Consider the following 16,510-nt stretch of genomic DNA (forward strand, 5'->3'; position numbering starts at 1 on the left):
GGGTCAGGAGGTCCCGGGTGTCCTGTCGGGATCGGACGCGCGACGTTACCGTCCCGGCGTCACGCCGCCGACAACCACGGCTCCCAGGCCGGCAGCGGCTCCACGGCGAGCACCAGCACCCCGCCCCCGTTCCGCGACGGCGGCGCGGGCTTCGTCCGCAGCGTCCAGCCGAGCTCCTCGACGAGGCGGTCGGCCTTGCGCGAGTTGCACGCGCGGCAGGCGGCGACGCAGTTGTCCCAGCTGTGCGTGCCACCCCGGCTGCGGGGGACGACGTGGTCGATGGTGTCAGCACGCCGCGTGCAGTAGGCGCAGCGGCGGCCGTCGCGGCGCAGCACCCCGGCCCGGGTCATGGGGACCGCACGCCGGTAGGGGACGCGGACGTAGCGGGACAGGCGGAGCACCGACGGTGCGGGGAGCGAGAGGTTCTCGGAGCGGAAGGCGGCGCCCTCCAGGGTTTCCTGGAGGCACTCGGCCTTACCGGCGAGCAGGAGGCAGATCGCCCGCTTGGAGGTGACGACGGCCAGGGGCTCGAAGCTGGCGTTGAGGAGCAGGACCCGCGACCCCGCAGGGATCCCCGCGACCGAGCCCGGGGTGGGCCGCTCGGTCGCCGGTGCCGGGGAGCCGTCGTCGGGGAGCGGATCGACCGCTCTCAGGTCGGGGGCGGCGACGGTCTCGGCACCACTGGGAAAGGGTTGTCGGTAAGGCACGCGACCACCTCCGCGAACGCTCGGGTCCGTGATGTAGTCGACCATACGGAAGCGAGGTTTCGCGAGTGTGATATCGGGGCCGACGGTACGTGACCGGCCGGTTCCCGACGATCACCGGTTGCGGGCCCTGACCGCGGTCATCTCGCTGCAACGAGCGGAAACACCCACGTCACAGGGGGCGTGGAGTCGGCCACAGCGGCGTGTCCGTACCCGATCGGGCAGCTATACAGGTGTACATGGACGACAACGCCACGCACACGGAGCCGACGACGCGGGCCGCGACCTGCGCCTGCTGCGGCCGTCGCGGCGTCCACCAGCGGCTGCTCGTGACGGGCCCGGGGGCGCCCCGGGTCGTCACCGCCTGCCCCTACTGCGACCTCCGGCCGGCCGAGCTGCAGGGCTGGCTCGCCGACTTCCCCCGCGCCTGACGACGCGGCCGGTCACACGGCGGCCCGGACCGCCCCGAGCACGTCGGCGACCAGGTCGTCGGTGTCCTCGATCCCGCAGGACAGCCGCACCAGCCCGTCCGGGACCGCGTCGCCCCACCGCGCCCGCCGGTCGGCGGCCGTGCGGAGCCCGCCGAAGCTGGTCGCCGAGTCCACCAGCGTGGTGCGGGACAGGAACTCCGAGACGGCGTGCACGTCGGCCAGGGTGAACCGCAGGACGCCGTTCCAGCGGCGCATCTGCCGGGCCGCGAGCGTGTGGGCCGGGTCGTCGGGCAGGCCGGGCCAGCGGACGTCGTGCACGCCGCCGGTCTCCCGCAGCGCCAGCGCGAGCGCGCGGGCGTTGTCGGCCTGCCGGGCCAGGCGCAGGTCGAGGGTGCCGAGGCCGCGCAGCGCCAGCCAGGTCTCCATCGGCCCGGCGATCGCCCCGCCGCGGGTGCGGAAGCCCCGGATCCGCTCGGCGTGCAGCGGGTCGGCGGCGCTGACGTGCCCGAGCAGCAGGTCGCCGTGGCCGCCGAGGGCCTTCGTGTCCGAGGCGACGACGAGGTCCGCCCCGAGATCCAGGGGCCGCTGGCCGAGCGGGGTGGCGGTGGTGTTGTCGACGGCGACGACCGCGCCCACCTTGTGCGCGGCGGTCACGACCGCGGCGATGTCGCACACCTCCAGCCCCGGGTTGGACGGGGTCTCCAGCAGGACCAGCGCCGGACGGTGCCGCACGATGGCCAGCTCCCAGTCCCCCGCCGTCGCGCAGTAGGCGACCGGGACGCCCAGCGGCCGCAGCTCCTCGTCGGCCAGCGCCCGGGCGACGTAGTAACCGTCCGCGGGGAGCAGCACGCCGCGCTCCGGGGTCCCGAACGCCCGCAGCACGGCCGCGATCGCCGCCATGCCGGACGGGAACACCGTGCACGGGCCGCCGTCCAGCTCGCCGACGGCCGCCTCGAACTCCCGCCAGGTCGGGTTGCCCGCACGGGCGTAGAAGTCCGAGCCGTCGCCGGCGTCCTCCGGCCGGCCGAGGTGGTACGTGCTGGTCAGCACGGGTCCACGGTGGACGGGGTCGCCGATCTCGTGGGTACCGGGCTCGCCGCCGCGCACGCACCGGGTGCCATCGCCGCTCATCACGGGCCGGACGCTACCCCGTGAGTGGTTAGCAGGGCCGGAACCCTGCTAACCACTCACGGGTCACTCGGGTTTCGGCGCCCGGCTGATCAGCTCCTTGGCCATCTGGCGGGCCGTCATCCCCTCGTGGCACAGCCGGCGCACCGCGTCGGCGATCGGGAGCTCGACGCCGTGGCGGTCCGCCAGCTCGCAGATCGACAGGCAGGACTTCACGCCCTCGGCGACCTGCCCGTGGTTGGCCCGCTCCGCCTCGGCCAGGCTGGCCCCGCGCCCGAGCTGCTCCCCGAAGGTGCGGTTGCGGGACAGCGGCGAGCTGCACGTCGCCACGAGGTCGCCCATCCCGGCCAGGCCGGCGAACGTCAGCGGGGAGGCACCCAGCGCCACCCCGAGCCGCGACATCTCGGCCAGCCCGCGGGTGATGAGCGACGCCCGCGAGTTGTCGCCCAGCCCCATCCCCGCCGCGACGCCGACGGCCAGCGCGATCACGTTCTTGCCGGCGCCACCCAGCTCCGCGCCGACGACGTCGGTGTTGGTGTAGGAGCGGAAGTAGCCGGTCGCGCACGCCGTCTGCAGGGCCACCGCGCGCTCGTGGTCGACGCAGGCGATGACGGTGGCCGTCGGCTCCTCGTGCGCGATCTCCGCGGCCAGGTTCGGCCCGGAGACCACGGCCAGCCGGTCGGGGCCGACCCCGGTGACGTCGTCGATCACCTCGGTCATCCGCTTCAGCGTCCCGAGCTCGACACCCTTCGCGAGGCTGGTGAGCGTGACCCCGTCCGGGATCAGGTCCCGCCACTGCTCCAGGTTGGCGCGCAGCGACTGCGAGGGCACCGCGAAGATCACCGCGTCGGCGCCGTCGAGCGCCTCGGCCGGGTCGTGGGTGGCGGACAGCTTCGCCGGGAGCTCGACGTCGGACAGGTAGTCGGGGTTGTGCCGGGTCTCGTTGATCGCGTCGGCCACCTCGGCGCGGCGGGCCCAGAGCCGGACGCCGCGGCCGGCGTCGGCGAGGACCTTCGCGAACGCGGTGCCCCAGCTGCCGGCGCCGAGGACGGCGACCCGCGCGATGTCGTGCACCGGCTCGTTGACCGGACGCTCCTCGAACGCCCGGCTCACCGGCCGGCCTCCCGCTCGGAGCTGCGCCGGTAGAACTCGGCCGGCGCGGCCTCGCCCCGCACCTCGGCCAGCAGGTCGCGCACCCTGCTCATGATCAGGTCCGTCACCTCCCGCAGCACGACGGCGTCCGCCGGGCGCCCCCGGTACGCCGACAGGTCCACCGGATCGCCCGCGCGCAGCACCAGGTCGGTGCGCGGGAGCGGCCGGAACCTCTTCCCGTAGTGGTCGTACACCTCGCGGGTACCCCAGTGCACCATCGGAACCACCGGCACGTCCGAGGCCAGCGCCATCCGCGCCACACCGGTGCGCGACCGCATCGGCCAGCCCTCCGGGTCCCGGGTGATCGTGCCCTCCGGGTAGATGATCACGATTTTCCCGTCGGCGAGCGCCCGGGTGCCGGCGGCCAGGCTGTTCTGGGCGTCGGCGGTGTCCCGGAACACCGGGATCTGCCCGCTGCCGCGCAGGATCGCGCCCAGGAGCGGGACGCCCCACAGGCTGTTCTTCGCCATGAACCGCGGCACCCGGCCCGCGGTGTGCACGAACAGCGCGGTGTGCACCGGGTCCAGGTAGGAGATGTGGTTGCCGACGAGCAACGCACCACCGGTGGAGGGCAGGTGTTCGCGGCCCTGGTAGCGCTGCCGGCCCGTCAGCCACCCCAGCGGGTAGAAGACGGTCGCGGCCAGCCCGATCCAGAATCCGCCCTTCTCGCGGGCCACCGGCGGCCTCCTCCCACCCGCCGGAGCGGGTGCCTCGGTCCCGAACCAGCATGATCCGGTCGTGGGAGTCTCCCCACAAGACGCCCCTGCTGTGAACCCGGCCCCGGCGATCGGCCGGGGGAACCCTCCGGCGAGGTGCGACGATGGGCGCGTGACCCTGCGGGTGGACCTGGTCGTCCCGGTGAAGCCGCTGCCCGGCGCGAAGACCCGGCTGCGCGGCGCCGCGGACGGTGGCGTCGGCGATCTCGGCGCGCACCTCCGGCTGGCACTGGCGCTGGCCCGGGACACCGTGCACGCCGCGGTGTCGGCCGCGGCCGTCCGGGACGTCGTGGTCATCTCCTCCGACCCGGCGGTGGCCCTGGAGGCCGGCCCGCTCGGCGCGGAGGTGGTCACCGACCCGGGGCGGGGGCTCAACGGCGCGCTGCGGCACGGCGCCGGCATCCTGCGCTCCCGGGACGCCGGCTCCGCGATCGGGGCGCTGCAGGCCGACCTGCCCGCGCTGCGCCCGTCCGAGCTCGACGACGCCGTCGCCCGGGCCGCGGCACTGTTCGCCACCGGGGTGCAGCGGGTCTTCCAGCCGGACGAGCCCGGCACCGGAACCACCCTGCTGATCGCCGCTCCGGGGCTCGACCTCGCCCCGCGGTTCGGCGGGGCCTCGGCGGCGGCGCACCGGGCGTCCGGGGCGGTCGTGCTGCCCGGCGACCGGCCCGGCCTGCGCCGCGACGTCGACACCGCGGCCGACCTCGACGCCGCCGCCGTGCTCGGGGTCGGGGACTGGACCCGGGCGGTGATCGCGAGCCGGGACGGCGGGACGCACCGGCGCGGCCATCCAGAATTCATCTGTGACGTCGGGTGTCTGTTTGGCCCGCACGACCCGGGTGCGAAACAATCGCCACGTGAGTGACGACTCGGCTGCCCCGACCGGACGGAACGGCGCCTCTCCCTCCGGAGGGCGACCCCGGGCCGGGGGCCGGCGCGCACCACGTCCCGCCTCCCGCCGGGTGCACACCGCCGGACGCGCCGTCACCGAGCAGAAGGCGCCGGCGGCCGAGATCCCGGTCCAGCAGGCCCAGGCCGGCCCGCCCGCGCCGCCCGCCGCACCGACCACACCGCCGCCGAACCTCGGGGCCGCCCCGATCGCGCCGCCCGCGGGCGCGACCGCGCCGACGGCCGTGCAGGACGTCCTGCCCGACGACCGCTACCTCAACCGCGAGCTGTCCTGGCTGGACTTCAACGCGCGGGTGCTGGCGCTCGCCGAGGACTCCAGCCAGCCGCTGCTCGAGCGCGCCAAGTTCCTGGCGATCTTCGCGTCCAACCTGGACGAGTTCTACATGGTCCGGGTGGCCGGGCTGAAGCGGCGCGACGAGACCGGCCTGTCCGTCCGCAGCGCCGACGGGCTCACCCCGCGCCAGCAGCTGGCCCGGATCGCGGAACGCTCGCGGGCGCTGTCCCGGGCGCACGCCGAGGTCTTCATGGACGAGCTGCGCCCCGAGCTGGACGCCGCCGGCGTGCACATCCGCGCCTGGGACGACCTCACCGACGCCGAGCGGCTGCGGCTGTCCGACTACTTCTCCGAGCACGTCTTCCCGGTGCTGACCCCGCTCGCGGTCGACCCGGCGCACCCGTTCCCGTACATCTCCGGGCTGTCGCTCAACCTCGCGGTGACGGTGCGCGACCCGGAGGGCCGCACCGAGCGGTTCGCCCGGGTGAAGGTCCCGAACAACGTGCCGCGGCTGGTGACGGTCGACCCGCCCGACTCCGACGCCCGGGCCGGGAGCCGGCACGTGACGTTCCTGCCCATCGAGGACCTCATCGCCGCGCACCTCGGTGACCTGTTCACCGGCATGGAGGTCGCCGAGGTCCACCCGTTCCGGGTCACCCGCAACGCGGACCTGGAGGTCGAGGAGGACCGTGACGAGGACCTCCTGCAGGCACTGGAACGGGAGCTCGCCCGGCGGCGGTTCGGCCCGCCGGTGCGGCTCGAGGTGCTCGACACCATGTCCGAGCACGTGCTGGAGCTGCTGCTGCGGGAGCTCGACGTCGACCCCAACGACGTCGTCACCGTTCCCGGCCTGCTGGACCTCACCGGGCTGTGGCAGGTGCACGGCGTCAACCGGCCGGACCTGAAGGACGACCCGTTCCGCCCGGCCACGCACCCGGCGTTCGCCGAGCGGGAGACCCCGCGCAGCGTGTTCGCGACGCTGCGCGAGGGCGACGTGCTGGTGCACCACCCGTACGACTCGTTCTCCACCAGCGTCCAGCGGTTCATCGAGCAGGCCGCCGCCGACCCGAACGTGCTGGCGATCAAGCAGACGCTGTACCGGACCTCCGGTGACTCCCCGATCGTCAACGCGCTGATCGACGCCGCCGAGGCCGGCAAGCAGGTCGTCGCGCTGGTCGAGATCAAGGCGCGGTTCGACGAGCAGGCCAACATCCGCTGGGCCCGCCAGCTGGAGAAGGCGGGCGTGCACGTCGTGTACGGCCTGGTGGGGCTCAAGACGCACTGCAAGACCTGCCTGGTCGTGCGCCAGGAAGGGTCGGAGATCCGCCGGTACTGCCACATCGGCACCGGCAACTACAACCCGAAGACGGCCCGGCTCTACGAGGACGTCGGGGTGCTCACCGCCGACCCGACGATCGGGGCCGACCTCACGGATCTGTTCAACTCGCTGACCGGCTACTCGCGCCAGACGTCGTACCGGAGCCTGCTCGTCGCGCCGTACGGGATCCGGCGCGGCATCGTCCGGCGGATCGAGGACGAGATCGAGGCGCACCGGGCCGGGGAGCCCGGCGCCCGGGTCCGGATCAAGGTGAACTCGATGGTCGACGAGGCCGTGATCGACGCCTGCTACCGCGCGTCCCGGGCCGGTGTGCCGGTCGACATCGTCGTCCGCGGGATCTGCGCGATCATCCCCGGGCGCGAGGGCCTGTCGGAGAACATCACGGTGCGCTCGATCCTCGGCCCGTTCCTCGAGCACTCCCGGGTGCTGCACTTCGGCTCGGCCGACGAGTACTGGATCGGCAGCGCGGACATGATGCACCGCAACCTGGACCGCCGGGTCGAGGCGATGCTGCGGGTGGCCGACCCGAAGCTCGCCGACCAGCTCGGGGAGATGTTCGACTCCTGCCTCGACCCCGCCACCCGGTGCTGGACGCTCGGGCCGGACGGCTCGTGGACGCCGTCGCCCGCTACCGGGGGCGACAACGTCCGGGTTCGCGACCACCAGATCGAGATGATGAACTCCCGCCGCGGGACGGACGAGGACTGATGCGCGTGCTGTCCCCGCTGCGCACCGACGGCGCAGAGGTCGACCCTGCCGGTCTCGCCGACGTCGTGGCCGCCGGGACGCTGCCCTACCGGCGTACCGCGGACGGGTCGGTCGAGGTCGCGCTCGTGCACCGCCCGCGCTACCACGACTGGTCGCTCCCCAAGGGACACCAGGACCCGGGCGAGCCGCTGACCCTGGCCGCGCTGCGCGAGACCGCCGAGGAGACCCAGCTGCACTGCCGGCTCGGCGGGCGGCTGGGGCACACCACCTACGAGGTGACCGGCAAGGGCCGCAAGGTCGTGCACTACTGGGCGGCCGAGGTCGTGCACGACGACGGGTTCGTCCCGAGCGACGAGGTCGACGCGCTGCGCTGGGTGCCGGTCCGGCTCGCCGGTGACATGGTCAGCTACGAGCACGACCGCTCCCTGATCACGCGGCTCGCGACCGTGGGGGTGCCGACGGCGACCGTGGTGTTCGTCCGGCACGCCAAGGCCGGCAGCCGCGACGACTGGGACGGCGACGACGACCTGCGCCCGCTGTCCGGGACCGGGTTCAGCCAGGCCGACCGGCTCGCCGACTTCCTGCCGCGGTTCGGGCCGGACCGGCTGTACAGGGCACCACCGCTGCGGTGCGCGCAGACCATCGCGCCGCTCGCCGAGAAGCTCGGCCTCCCGGCCCCGGTCGCGGAGCCGCGGCTCGGGGAGCGCGGGTACTGGGTCGACCCGGGCGCCGGCCGTGCCCGGTTCCGGGAGCTGGCGGCGCAGCCCGGGGTGACGCTGATCTGCAGCCAGGGCGGGGTGATCCCGGACGTCGTCGAGGACCTGCTCACCGGGTCCGGCACGGACCACGCCGGCGTGCCGTCGCACAAGGCGAGCACGTGGGTCCTGGGGTTCGACGCCGGCGAAACCCTGCTCTTCGCCGACTACTACCGCCGCCCGCCCGCCTGACGGCGAGTCCGGGTGGGGCCGCACCGGGATCGATCAGCACGAAGCCGACCCGGGAGGGGCGCCAGGGTTCGGACGCGCCCTCGGCTGTCGATCATCACGATGGCGCCCGGGGTACGGCCAGAACGCGCGCCTCGAGCACCCCGCGCCCGTCGATCATCACGAAACCGCCCCGAGAAGGGCGCCAACGTGCGTCTCGACATGCCACACGTCGGTCGATCAGCACGGTCCCGCCTCCGCCACGGCCACAACGCGCACCGCGAGCACCCCGTGCCGATCGACCAGCACGATCTTCCCCCGCGACGGGCGCCAAAGTGCGTCTCGAAGATCGCGCGCCCGAGGCCGAGCGGCAGGTCATCGCCGGGCCAGGCCGGACGCGCGTCTCGTCTGTCGGCGGGGCGACCGGGCCAGTCCGCGCTCGCCGCGGCGGGACAGCTACTTCTCGGCGGTCGCCCTCTTCCGCGGGGCGGGTTTCTTCGCCGCGGACGACTCGGTCGCGCCGGGAGCGCTGGTGTCGGGTGGGATCGTCTTCTTGGTGGCCGTCGTGCGGCTGGTGCCCGCCGGCTTCGCGGCGCGCTGCCGGGTCCCGCCCTTCGCGGCCGCAGCCTTACCGGAGGAGTTCGACGACGCGGTCCCCTTCGTGGCGGTGCCCTCCGCCGCAGCCGTCCTCGCGGTGGCTCCCTTCGCCGCGCCGTCCTTCGCGGTGGCGCCCTTCGCGGCGGTCCCCTTCGCGCTCGTGCCCTTCGCCGCGGCACCCTTCGCGCTCGTCCCCTTCGCCGCGGCACCCTTCGCGCTCGTCCCCTTCGCCGCGGCGCCCTTCGCGCTCGTCCCCTTCGCGGAAGTCCCCCGCGCCGCGCGGCTCGTCGCGGTGGTTCCCTTGCCCCCCTTGGCCGACACGCTCGCCGACGCGTCGGAACGGGACCGGCGGGTGCTCGCCGGGGCGGATCCGGAGGTGTCGCGCGGGGCCCGGCGGGGCGCGCTCGTCGCCCCCTCCGCGGCGGCCTCGCTACCGGCCACCCGCTCCTTGAACGCAGCCCCCGGCCGGAACGACGGCACCACCGTCTCGGCGACCGGGACGGTCTCGCCGGTGCGGGGATTCCGCGCGGTCCGCGGCGCCCGACGGCGCGGCTCGAAGACCCCGAACCCGGTCAGCGTGACCGAGCCGCCCGAGCCGACCGTGTCCACGATCACCTCGACCATCGCGTCCACGGCGGCCGCCGCAGCACGACGGTCACCGAGCCGGGTGGTCAGCGCATCGACGAGCTGAGCCTTGTTCATGGTCACGAACGGTAGGGCTGCGGCCCTGCCCTGCACCAGATCCCGCCGGAAGTCCAGGACGCATACCCCCCGGTCGGGCAGGTCCATCCGGGTGGTCGCGCCACCGGCCGATCCGGCGGGACGACCACCCGGAGCGACCTCAGACCGTGGTGCGCGGCATCCGCGCGGGGCGGGCTCCCTCGAACGCCGTGATCGCGTCCTCGTGGCGCAGCGTGAGCCCGATGTCGTCCAGGCCCTCCAGCAGCCGCCACCGGGCGTAGTCGTCGATCTCGAACGAGACGGTCAGGTCTCCCGCCTGGACCGTCTTCTCGACGAGGTCGACGGTCACCTCGGTGCCCGGCTCGTTCTCGAGCTTCTTCCAGAGCAGCTCGACGTCCGGCTGCTCGACCTGCGCGGCAACCAGACCGGCCTTCGCCGAGTTGCCGCGGAAGATGTCCGCGAACCGCGACGAGATCACGACCCGGAAGCCGTAGTCCATCAGGGCCCAGACGGCGTGCTCGCGCGACGACCCGGTGCCGAAGTCCGGCCCGGCGACGAGCACGGACCCGCGGTCGTACGGCTCGTTGTTCAGCACGAACGACGGGTCCTGCCGCCACGCGGAGAACAGGCCGTCCTCGAAGCCGGTCCGCGTGACCCGCTTCAGGTACACGGCCGGGATGATCTGGTCGGTGTCTACGTTGGACCAGCGCAGGGGCACGCCGATCCCGGTGTGGGTCTCGAACTTGTCCATCAGTCCAGGTCCTCCGGGCTGCTCAGCGTTCCGCGGACGGCGGTGGCCGCGGCCACCAGCGGCGACACCAGGTGCGTACGGCCGCCCTTGCCCTGCCGCCCCTCGAAGTTCCGGTTCGACGTCGACGCGCACCGCTCACCGGGGGCGAGCTGGTCCGGGTTCATGCCCAGGCACATCGAGCACCCGGCCGAGCGCCACTCCGCGCCGGCCGCGGTGAAGACCTTGTCGAGGCCCTCCTCCTCGGCCTGGAAGCGGACCCGCATCGAGCCGGGCACGACCAGCATCCGGACGCCCTCCGCGAGCGAGCGCCCGTCCAGGATCTCCGCGACCGCGCGCAGGTCCTCGATCCGGCCGTTGGTGCAGGAGCCGACGAACACCGCGTCCACCGCGACCTCGCGCAGCGGGGTGCCACCGGTCAGCCCCATGTAGTCCAGCGCCTTCTCGACCGAGGCCCGCTCGCCCTCGTCGACGATCGTCGAGGGGTCCGGCACGCGCTCGCCCAGCGGCAGGCCCTGGCCGGGGTTGGTGCCCCAGGTGACGAACGGCGTCAGCTCGTCGGCGTCGATGTCGACGACCTTGTCGAACTCGGCACCCTCGTCGGTCCGCAGCGAGCGCCAGTCGGCGACGGCGTCGTCCCAGTCCGCACCGGACGGCGCGTGGTCGCGGCCCTTCAGGTAGGCGAACGTCGTCTCGTCGGGGGCGATCATCCCGGCCCGGGCGCCCGCCTCGATCGACATGTTGCAGATCGTCATCCGGGCCTCCATCGAGAGGTTCTCGATGACGTTGCCCCGGTACTCCAGCACGTGGCCCTGGCCGCCACCGGTACCGATCTTCGCGATGACCGCGAGGATGACGTCCTTGCTGGTCACCCCGGGGCGCAGGGTGCCGTCCGAGGAGTTGACGTTGATCGCCATCGTCCGGAACGGCTTGAGCGGCAGCGTCTGGGTGGCCAGCACGTGCTCGACCTCGGAGGTGCCGATGCCGAACGCCATCGCGCCGAATGCACCGTGCGTCGAGGTGTGCGAGTCGCCGCAGACCACCGTGGTGCCCGGCTGGGTCAGGCCCAGCTGCGGGCCGACGACGTGCACGATCCCCTGCTCGGGGTCGTTCATCGGGTACAGCCGCACGCCGAACTCGGCGCAGTTGCGGCGCAGCGTCTCGACCTGGGTCCGGGAGACCTCGTCGGCGATCGGGGCGAGGACGTCGAGGGTCGGGACGTTGTGGTCCTCGGTGGCGAGGGTCAGGTCCGGCCGGCGGACCTTCCGGCCGGCGAGCCGGAGCCCGTCGAACGCCTGCGGGCTCGTGACCTCGTGCACCAGGTGCAGGTCGATGTAGAGCAGGTCCGGCTCGTCACCGGAGCCCCGGCGGACCAGGTGCCGGTCCCAGACCTTCTCGGCCAGCGTCCGCGGCGTCGTCGCTTCGCTCACGCCGCCTCCTTCTCTCGCGTGGGTCACAACGTGGTGGACTTCCCAGATATTGGAAAGTTAGTATCGGAACGTGGGACAGTCTAGCGGGATCGGCGTGCTCGACAAGGCGGTGGGGGTGCTCCGTGCGACGGCGGAGGGGCCCTGTGGGCTGGCCGAGCTCTGTGAGCGCACCGGCCTGCCCCGCGCGACCGCGCACCGGCTGGCCGTCGGCCTCGAGGCACACGGCATGCTGCTGCGCACCCCCGACGGCCGCTGGCACCCCGGCCCCACGCTCGGCCAGCTCGCCGGAGGCCGCCCGGACCCGCTGCTCGACGCCGCGGCCGGCGTCCTGCCCCGGCTGCGCGACATCACCGGCGAGAGCGTCCAGCTCTACCGGCGCGACGGCGTCCACCGGATCTGCATCGCGCACGCCGAGCCCCCGTCCGGGCTGCGGGACACGGTGCCCGTCGGCTCGCGGCTGCCGATGACGGCCGGGTCCGGCGCCAAGGTGCTCGCCGCCTGGTGCGACCCGGCGACCCAGCGGCTCATCCTCGCCGACGCCACCTTCTCCGAGCGGGTGCTGATCGACGTCCGCCGGCGCGGCTGGGCCCAGAGCGTGGCCGAGCGGGAGGCCGGGGTCGCCTCGGTGTCCGCGCCGGTCCGGGACGGCACCGGCCAGGTCGTCGCCGCGGTGTCGGTGTCCGGGCCGGTCGACCGGATCGGGCGCCGCCCCGGCGTGCGGTGGGCGGCCGATCTGCTCGCCGCGGCCGACGCCCTGCACCACCGCCTCGCCTGAGGTCCGGGATCACACCTCCACTACCGTGTGGGGGTCCGGCACCGGGCCGGACCCGTGGCGACGGTGGAGTGCATTCCGGGGAGACAGTGCAGACCAGCACATCGGCGGGTTACCTGCTGGGCATCGACGTCGGCACGACCAGGACGGCGGCCGCCGTCCTGCGCTCCGGCACGTCCGGCCCCGAGATGGTCACCCTCGGCGACCACTCGGTGGACGTCCCGTCCGTCGTGTACGTCGCCGCCGACGGCTCGCTGTTGTTCGGCGACGCGGCCGAGCGGCGCGCGCTGACCGAACCGGACCGCGTCGCGCGCGAGTTCAAGCGGCGCATCGGCGACCCGACCCCGATCCCGCTCGGCGAGCACTCGTTCACCGCCGAGCAGCTGTCCGCGCTGCTCACCGAGCACGTCGTCGACATCGTCTCCCGGGTCGAGGGCGGCCCGCCGGAGCGGGTGGCGGTGTCCCATCCCGCGTCGTGGGGCTCGCACAAGTGCGACCTGTTCGCCGACGCGCTCGCCGAGCGCGGGCTGGCCGTCACCTTCCTCACCGAGCCGCAGGCCGCGGCGCTGCACTACGCGACGAACGAGCGGGTCGAACCCGGCGCGACCGTCGCCGTCTACGACCTCGGCGGTGGGACGTTCGACGCCGCGGTCGTCCGCAAGGAGGCCGCCGGCACGACCGACACCGGTGGCACGGTGGTCGGCGGGACGCTGTTCACGCTGCTCGGCCGGCCCGACGGCGTCGAGCAGCTGGGGGGCGCGGACTTCGACCAGGCCGTCGTCGACCACGTGCGCGACGCGGTGCCGCAGGCGTTCGAGGGGCTCGACGAGGCCGACCCGGACGTCCTCGCCCAGATGGCCCGGCTGCGGCGCGAGTGCCGCGAGGCCAAGGAGGCGCTGTCCGCCGACACCGAGGTGTCCATCCCGGTGTGGCTGGGCGAGGTGCGGACGACGGTGCGCCTGCACCGCAGCGACCTCGAGGACCGTATCCGGCCCCGGCTGGAGGAGTCGGTGGAGGCGCTGCAGCGGGCGATCGCGTCGGCCGGGCTGGCCGCGTCCGGCCCGTCGGTCGTGCTCCTGGTCGGCGGCTCGTCGCGGATCCCCCTGGTGGCGCAGCTGGTGTCGTCCGAGCTGGAACGCCCGGTGCAGGTCGACGCCGACCCGAAGAACGCCATCGGCAAGGGCGCCGTCCTGGCGCTGGGCCCGGTCGACCCGGTGACGGCGGCACCGTCCGGCACCGGGACCGCCCTGCCGGCGACCGCGCTCGGCGCGGCCGCCGCGGGCGGCGGGACCGTGCTGGCCCCCGACCCGGGTCCGCTGCCGTGGGAGGAGCCCGGCGCCGCCGCACCGGCGGCGTACGACGAGGGGCCGACCGCGCACCTGACCGGCGCGGACGCCGACCCGCCGACCCAGCCCGTCCCGGTCGTCCCGGCGTACGGCGGGACGGAACCGGCGACCGCCCTGTACGGCGACGGCTACACCGACCCCTACGACGACGCCGACGGGGACACGGCCGTCTCCCCCGAGCCGTCACTGGCGCGCCGGTCCCCCGGCATGCTGATCGGGGCCGGTGGGGCCGTCGCCGCGGTGGCCGTGCTGGGCGCGGTGTTCTTCTGGCCGCAGGACCGGAACGTGAGCAACGCGACCCCCGAGCTGCCGGCGATGCCGACGACGACCGTGGCGCCGCCGCCCCCGACGGAGGAGCAGGAGCCGGTGGAGCAACCGGAGCCGACCCGGGAGCGGACCAGCACGCCGCGGACGACGTCCGACACCCCGGCACCGGCGCCCCCGCCGCCTCCGCCGGTGACGACGCCGGCGCCCCCGCCGGTCACCTCGTCCAACCCGCCGCCGACCACCCCGCAGCCGACCCCGACGTCGACGTCCACGACCGGCGACGTCAGCATCCAGCCAGTTCCTCCCGAACAGCGGTGATCCTCCGATCGGTGCCGGACCCTGCAGCGGACGGCACCGAACCCGTGTTCCCGGCGTGCCCGGGCGCGACTCCCACGCACGACGAAGGCCCCCGCTCCGGAGAGCGGGGGCCTTCGTTTCCGGTAGTCCCGACGGGATTTGAACCCGCGCTACCGCCTTGAGAGGGCGGCGTCCTAGGCCGCTAGACGACGGGACCAGGGACATCGATATTCATCTGTCGTGTGCGCGACATCTCGCGTAGTAGCCCCGACGGGATTTGAACCCGCGCTACCGCCTTGAGAGGGCGGCGTCCTAGGCCGCTAGACGACGGGGCCGAGACGAGATGATGTCGATGTCAGAAACCGGGATCCGCGGAACTGGATGAACCGGGAGGCGGTTTCCGCTGGGGTACCAGGACTCGAACCTAGACTAACTGAACCAGAATCAGTCGTGCTGCCAATTACACCATACCCCACCGAAAATCGGGGCTCAGCCGCTCAGTATCTGATCACACTCAGTGTCTGGTCACTGCGTGCGGGCCGCGCCCCGATCTCCGTGATGCCAGTACTCTAACCCATGCCCTGAGAGCGCCTGACACCGGCCCCCAGGCGGGCGAGCGAGCGCTCCCGTCCCAGCAGCTCCATGCTCTCGTACAGCGGGGGCGACACGGTCCGGCCGCTGATCGCGACCCGCACGGGGGCGAACGCCTTCCGTGGCTTGAGGCCCAGGCCGTCCACCAGCGAAGCCTTGAGCGACTCCTCGATGGCGGCCGCGTCCCACGAGGTGAGCTCGCTCAGCCCGGCCACGGCGGCGGTGAGGACCGGCTCCGCGTCGGCGTTCAGGTTCTTCGCGGCGGCGTCCTCGTCGGGGGCGAAGGTGTCCTCGTCGCGGAACAGGAACGCCAGCATCCGGGCGGCGTCGGAGAGCACCTGGCTGCGCTCCTGGACCAGCGGTGCGGCCGCGGCGAGCAGCTTCTCCTCCTCCGGCCCGACGGCGACGCCCTCCGCCTCCAGGTAGGGCACGATCCGCGCCGCGAAGTCCTCCGGCGCCAGCAGCCGCAGGTGCGCCGCGTTGATCGCCTCGGCCTTCTTGAGGTCGAACCTGGCGGCGTTGCCCGACACCCGGGAGACGTCGAACGCCGCCACCATCTCGTCGAGCGTGAACACGTCGCGGTCCTCGGCGATCGACCAGCCGAGCAGGGCCAGGTAGTTGAGCAGCCCCTCCGGCACGAACCCGCGGTCCCGGTAGTGGAACAGGTTCGACTGCGGGTCCCGCTTGGAGAGCTTGCGGCTGCCCTCGCCGGTCACCAGCGGCAGGTGCGCGTAGGTGAAGGGCCCGTGGCCGATGCCGACCCGCTCCAGCGCCTCGAGCAGCGCGATCTGCCGCGGCGTCGAGGCCAGCAGGTCCTCGCCGCGCAGCACGTGCGTGATCTCCATCAGGGCGTCGTCGACCGGGTTGGTCAGCGGGTACAGCGGGGTGCCGTCGCCGCGGGCCAGCACGAAGTCCGGCACCTGGCCGGCGCGGAAGGTGACCTCCCCGCGGACCAGGTCGGTGAACGTGATGTCCCGGTCGGGCATCCGCAGCCGGTAGACGGGCGTGCGCCCCTCGGCCCGGAACGCGGCCCGCTGGTCCTCGGTGAGGTCGCGGTCGGCGTTGTCGTAGCCCAGCTTGGGGTCGCGGCCGGCGGCGCGGTGCCGGGCCTCGATCTCCTCGGCGGAGGAGAACGACTCGTACACCTCGCCGCCGTCGATCAGCCGGCGCAGCGCGTCGGCGTAGAGCTCGCCGCGCTCGCTCTGCCGGTACGGGCCGTGCGGGCCGCCCTTGACCACGCCCTCGTCCCAGTCCAGGCCGAGCCAGTTCAGCGCGTCGAGCAGGGCCTCGTACGACTCGGCGGAGTCCCGCTGGGCGTCGGTGTCCTCGATGCGGAACACCATGGTGCCCCCGTGGTGGCGGGCGTGCGCCCAGTTGAACAGGGCGGTGCGGATGAGGCCGACGTGCGGGATTCCGGTCGGGGACGGCGAGAACCGGACCCGGACCTGGGCAGGAGTACTCATGAGGTGGTCCTTCGGACTCGTGAGTGGTTGTGAG

14 protein-coding genes and 3 tRNA genes are annotated in these 16,510 nt (G+C 73.8%); 6 read left to right on the forward strand and 11 right to left on the reverse strand.

What is annotated here, in order from left to right:
- Positions 1-59: 59 nt before the first annotated feature.
- Entirely contained in the window at positions 60-707 is a 648-nt protein-coding gene (locus H7X46_RS20810) for an HNH endonuclease (RefSeq protein ID WP_186360998.1), read from the reverse strand.
- A 236-nt stretch (positions 708-943) separates the two neighbouring features.
- Between H7X46_RS20810 and H7X46_RS20815 the strand changes: the two genes are divergently transcribed.
- The gene (locus H7X46_RS20815) at positions 944-1,135 is read left to right on the forward strand and encodes a hypothetical protein (RefSeq protein ID WP_186360999.1); all 192 of its coding nucleotides are present in this window, start codon (positions 944-946) and stop codon (positions 1,133-1,135) included.
- Between the two features lie 12 nt (positions 1,136-1,147).
- Here H7X46_RS20815 and H7X46_RS20820 read toward each other — a convergent pair whose 3' ends face one another.
- The 3 genes from H7X46_RS20820 to H7X46_RS20830 form a co-directional block, all read right to left on the reverse strand.
- A complete protein-coding gene (locus H7X46_RS20820; RefSeq protein WP_186362804.1) occupies positions 1,148-2,266 on the reverse strand; it encodes a cystathionine gamma-lyase in 1,119 nt (372 codons plus the stop codon).
- Positions 2,267-2,329: 63 nt separating this feature from the next.
- On the reverse strand, positions 2,330-3,376 hold the full coding sequence (locus H7X46_RS20825; protein ID WP_370588882.1) for an NAD(P)H-dependent glycerol-3-phosphate dehydrogenase: 1,047 nt from the start codon (positions 3,374-3,376) through the stop codon (positions 2,330-2,332).
- Complete coding sequence (locus tag H7X46_RS20830; protein WP_186361000.1) at positions 3,373-4,092, reverse strand: lysophospholipid acyltransferase family protein; 720 nt, start codon at positions 4,090-4,092, stop codon at positions 3,373-3,375. The genes H7X46_RS20825 and H7X46_RS20830 overlap by 4 nt, the downstream gene beginning before the upstream one ends.
- A 151-nt stretch (positions 4,093-4,243) precedes the next feature.
- Between H7X46_RS20830 and cofC the strand changes: the two genes are divergently transcribed.
- From cofC to H7X46_RS20845, 3 genes are all read left to right on the forward strand, one after another.
- Positions 4,244-4,996 (forward strand): 2-phospho-L-lactate guanylyltransferase, encoded by a 753-nt coding sequence (cofC, locus tag H7X46_RS20835; protein ID WP_186361001.1) that lies wholly within the window; start codon positions 4,244-4,246, stop codon positions 4,994-4,996.
- A 97-nt stretch (positions 4,997-5,093) separates the two neighbouring features.
- Positions 5,094-7,361: an RNA degradosome polyphosphate kinase gene (locus H7X46_RS20840; protein ID WP_186361002.1), complete on the forward strand. Its 2,268-nt coding sequence runs from the start codon at positions 5,094-5,096 to the stop codon at positions 7,359-7,361.
- Positions 7,361-8,308: an NUDIX hydrolase gene (locus H7X46_RS20845; RefSeq protein WP_186361003.1), complete on the forward strand. Its 948-nt coding sequence runs from the start codon at positions 7,361-7,363 to the stop codon at positions 8,306-8,308. Before H7X46_RS20840 ends, H7X46_RS20845 begins: the two co-directional genes overlap by 1 nt.
- Positions 8,309-8,740: 432 nt before the next feature.
- Here H7X46_RS20845 and H7X46_RS20850 read toward each other — a convergent pair whose 3' ends face one another.
- The 3 genes from H7X46_RS20850 to leuC all read right to left on the reverse strand — a co-directional run bounded on the left by H7X46_RS20850 (position 8,741) and on the right by leuC (position 11,740).
- Positions 8,741-9,583 (reverse strand): HU family DNA-binding protein, encoded by an 843-nt coding sequence (locus tag H7X46_RS20850; protein WP_186361004.1) that lies wholly within the window; start codon positions 9,581-9,583, stop codon positions 8,741-8,743.
- 139 nt (positions 9,584-9,722) lie between these two features.
- Positions 9,723-10,313 (reverse strand): 3-isopropylmalate dehydratase small subunit, encoded by a 591-nt coding sequence (gene leuD, locus H7X46_RS20855; protein ID WP_186361005.1) that lies wholly within the window; start codon positions 10,311-10,313, stop codon positions 9,723-9,725.
- A complete protein-coding gene (gene leuC, locus H7X46_RS20860; RefSeq protein WP_186361006.1) occupies positions 10,313-11,740 on the reverse strand; it encodes a 3-isopropylmalate dehydratase large subunit in 1,428 nt (475 codons plus the stop codon). Before leuC ends, leuD begins: the two co-directional genes overlap by 1 nt.
- A gap of 70 nt (positions 11,741-11,810) precedes the next feature.
- Between leuC and H7X46_RS20865 the strand changes: the two genes are divergently transcribed.
- Positions 11,811-12,515 carry an IclR family transcriptional regulator gene (locus tag H7X46_RS20865; protein ID WP_186361007.1) on the forward strand — a complete coding sequence of 235 codons (705 nt, stop codon included), beginning with the start codon at positions 11,811-11,813 and terminating at the stop codon, positions 12,513-12,515.
- An 86-nt stretch (positions 12,516-12,601) separates the two neighbouring features.
- Positions 12,602-14,443 carry an Hsp70 family protein gene (locus tag H7X46_RS20870; RefSeq protein ID WP_370588883.1) on the forward strand — a complete coding sequence of 614 codons (1,842 nt, stop codon included), beginning with the start codon at positions 12,602-12,604 and terminating at the stop codon, positions 14,441-14,443.
- A gap of 123 nt (positions 14,444-14,566) precedes the next feature.
- Here H7X46_RS20870 and H7X46_RS20875 read toward each other — a convergent pair.
- From H7X46_RS20875 to gltX, 4 genes are all read right to left on the reverse strand, one after another.
- A tRNA-Glu gene (locus tag H7X46_RS20875) sits at positions 14,567-14,639 on the reverse strand.
- Between the two features lie 45 nt (positions 14,640-14,684).
- Positions 14,685-14,757: transfer RNA gene (locus H7X46_RS20880), tRNA-Glu, on the reverse strand.
- Positions 14,758-14,825: 68 nt separating this feature from the next.
- Positions 14,826-14,897, reverse strand: a tRNA-Gln gene (locus H7X46_RS20885).
- A gap of 94 nt (positions 14,898-14,991) precedes the next feature.
- Positions 14,992-16,476: a glutamate--tRNA ligase gene (gene gltX, locus H7X46_RS20890; protein ID WP_186361008.1), complete on the reverse strand. Its 1,485-nt coding sequence runs from the start codon at positions 16,474-16,476 to the stop codon at positions 14,992-14,994.
- Between the last annotated feature and the right edge of the window lie 34 nt (positions 16,477-16,510).

The sequence above is a fragment of the Pseudonocardia sp. C8 genome (assembly GCF_014267175.1).
GTDB lineage: Bacteria > Actinomycetota > Actinomycetes > Mycobacteriales > Pseudonocardiaceae > Pseudonocardia.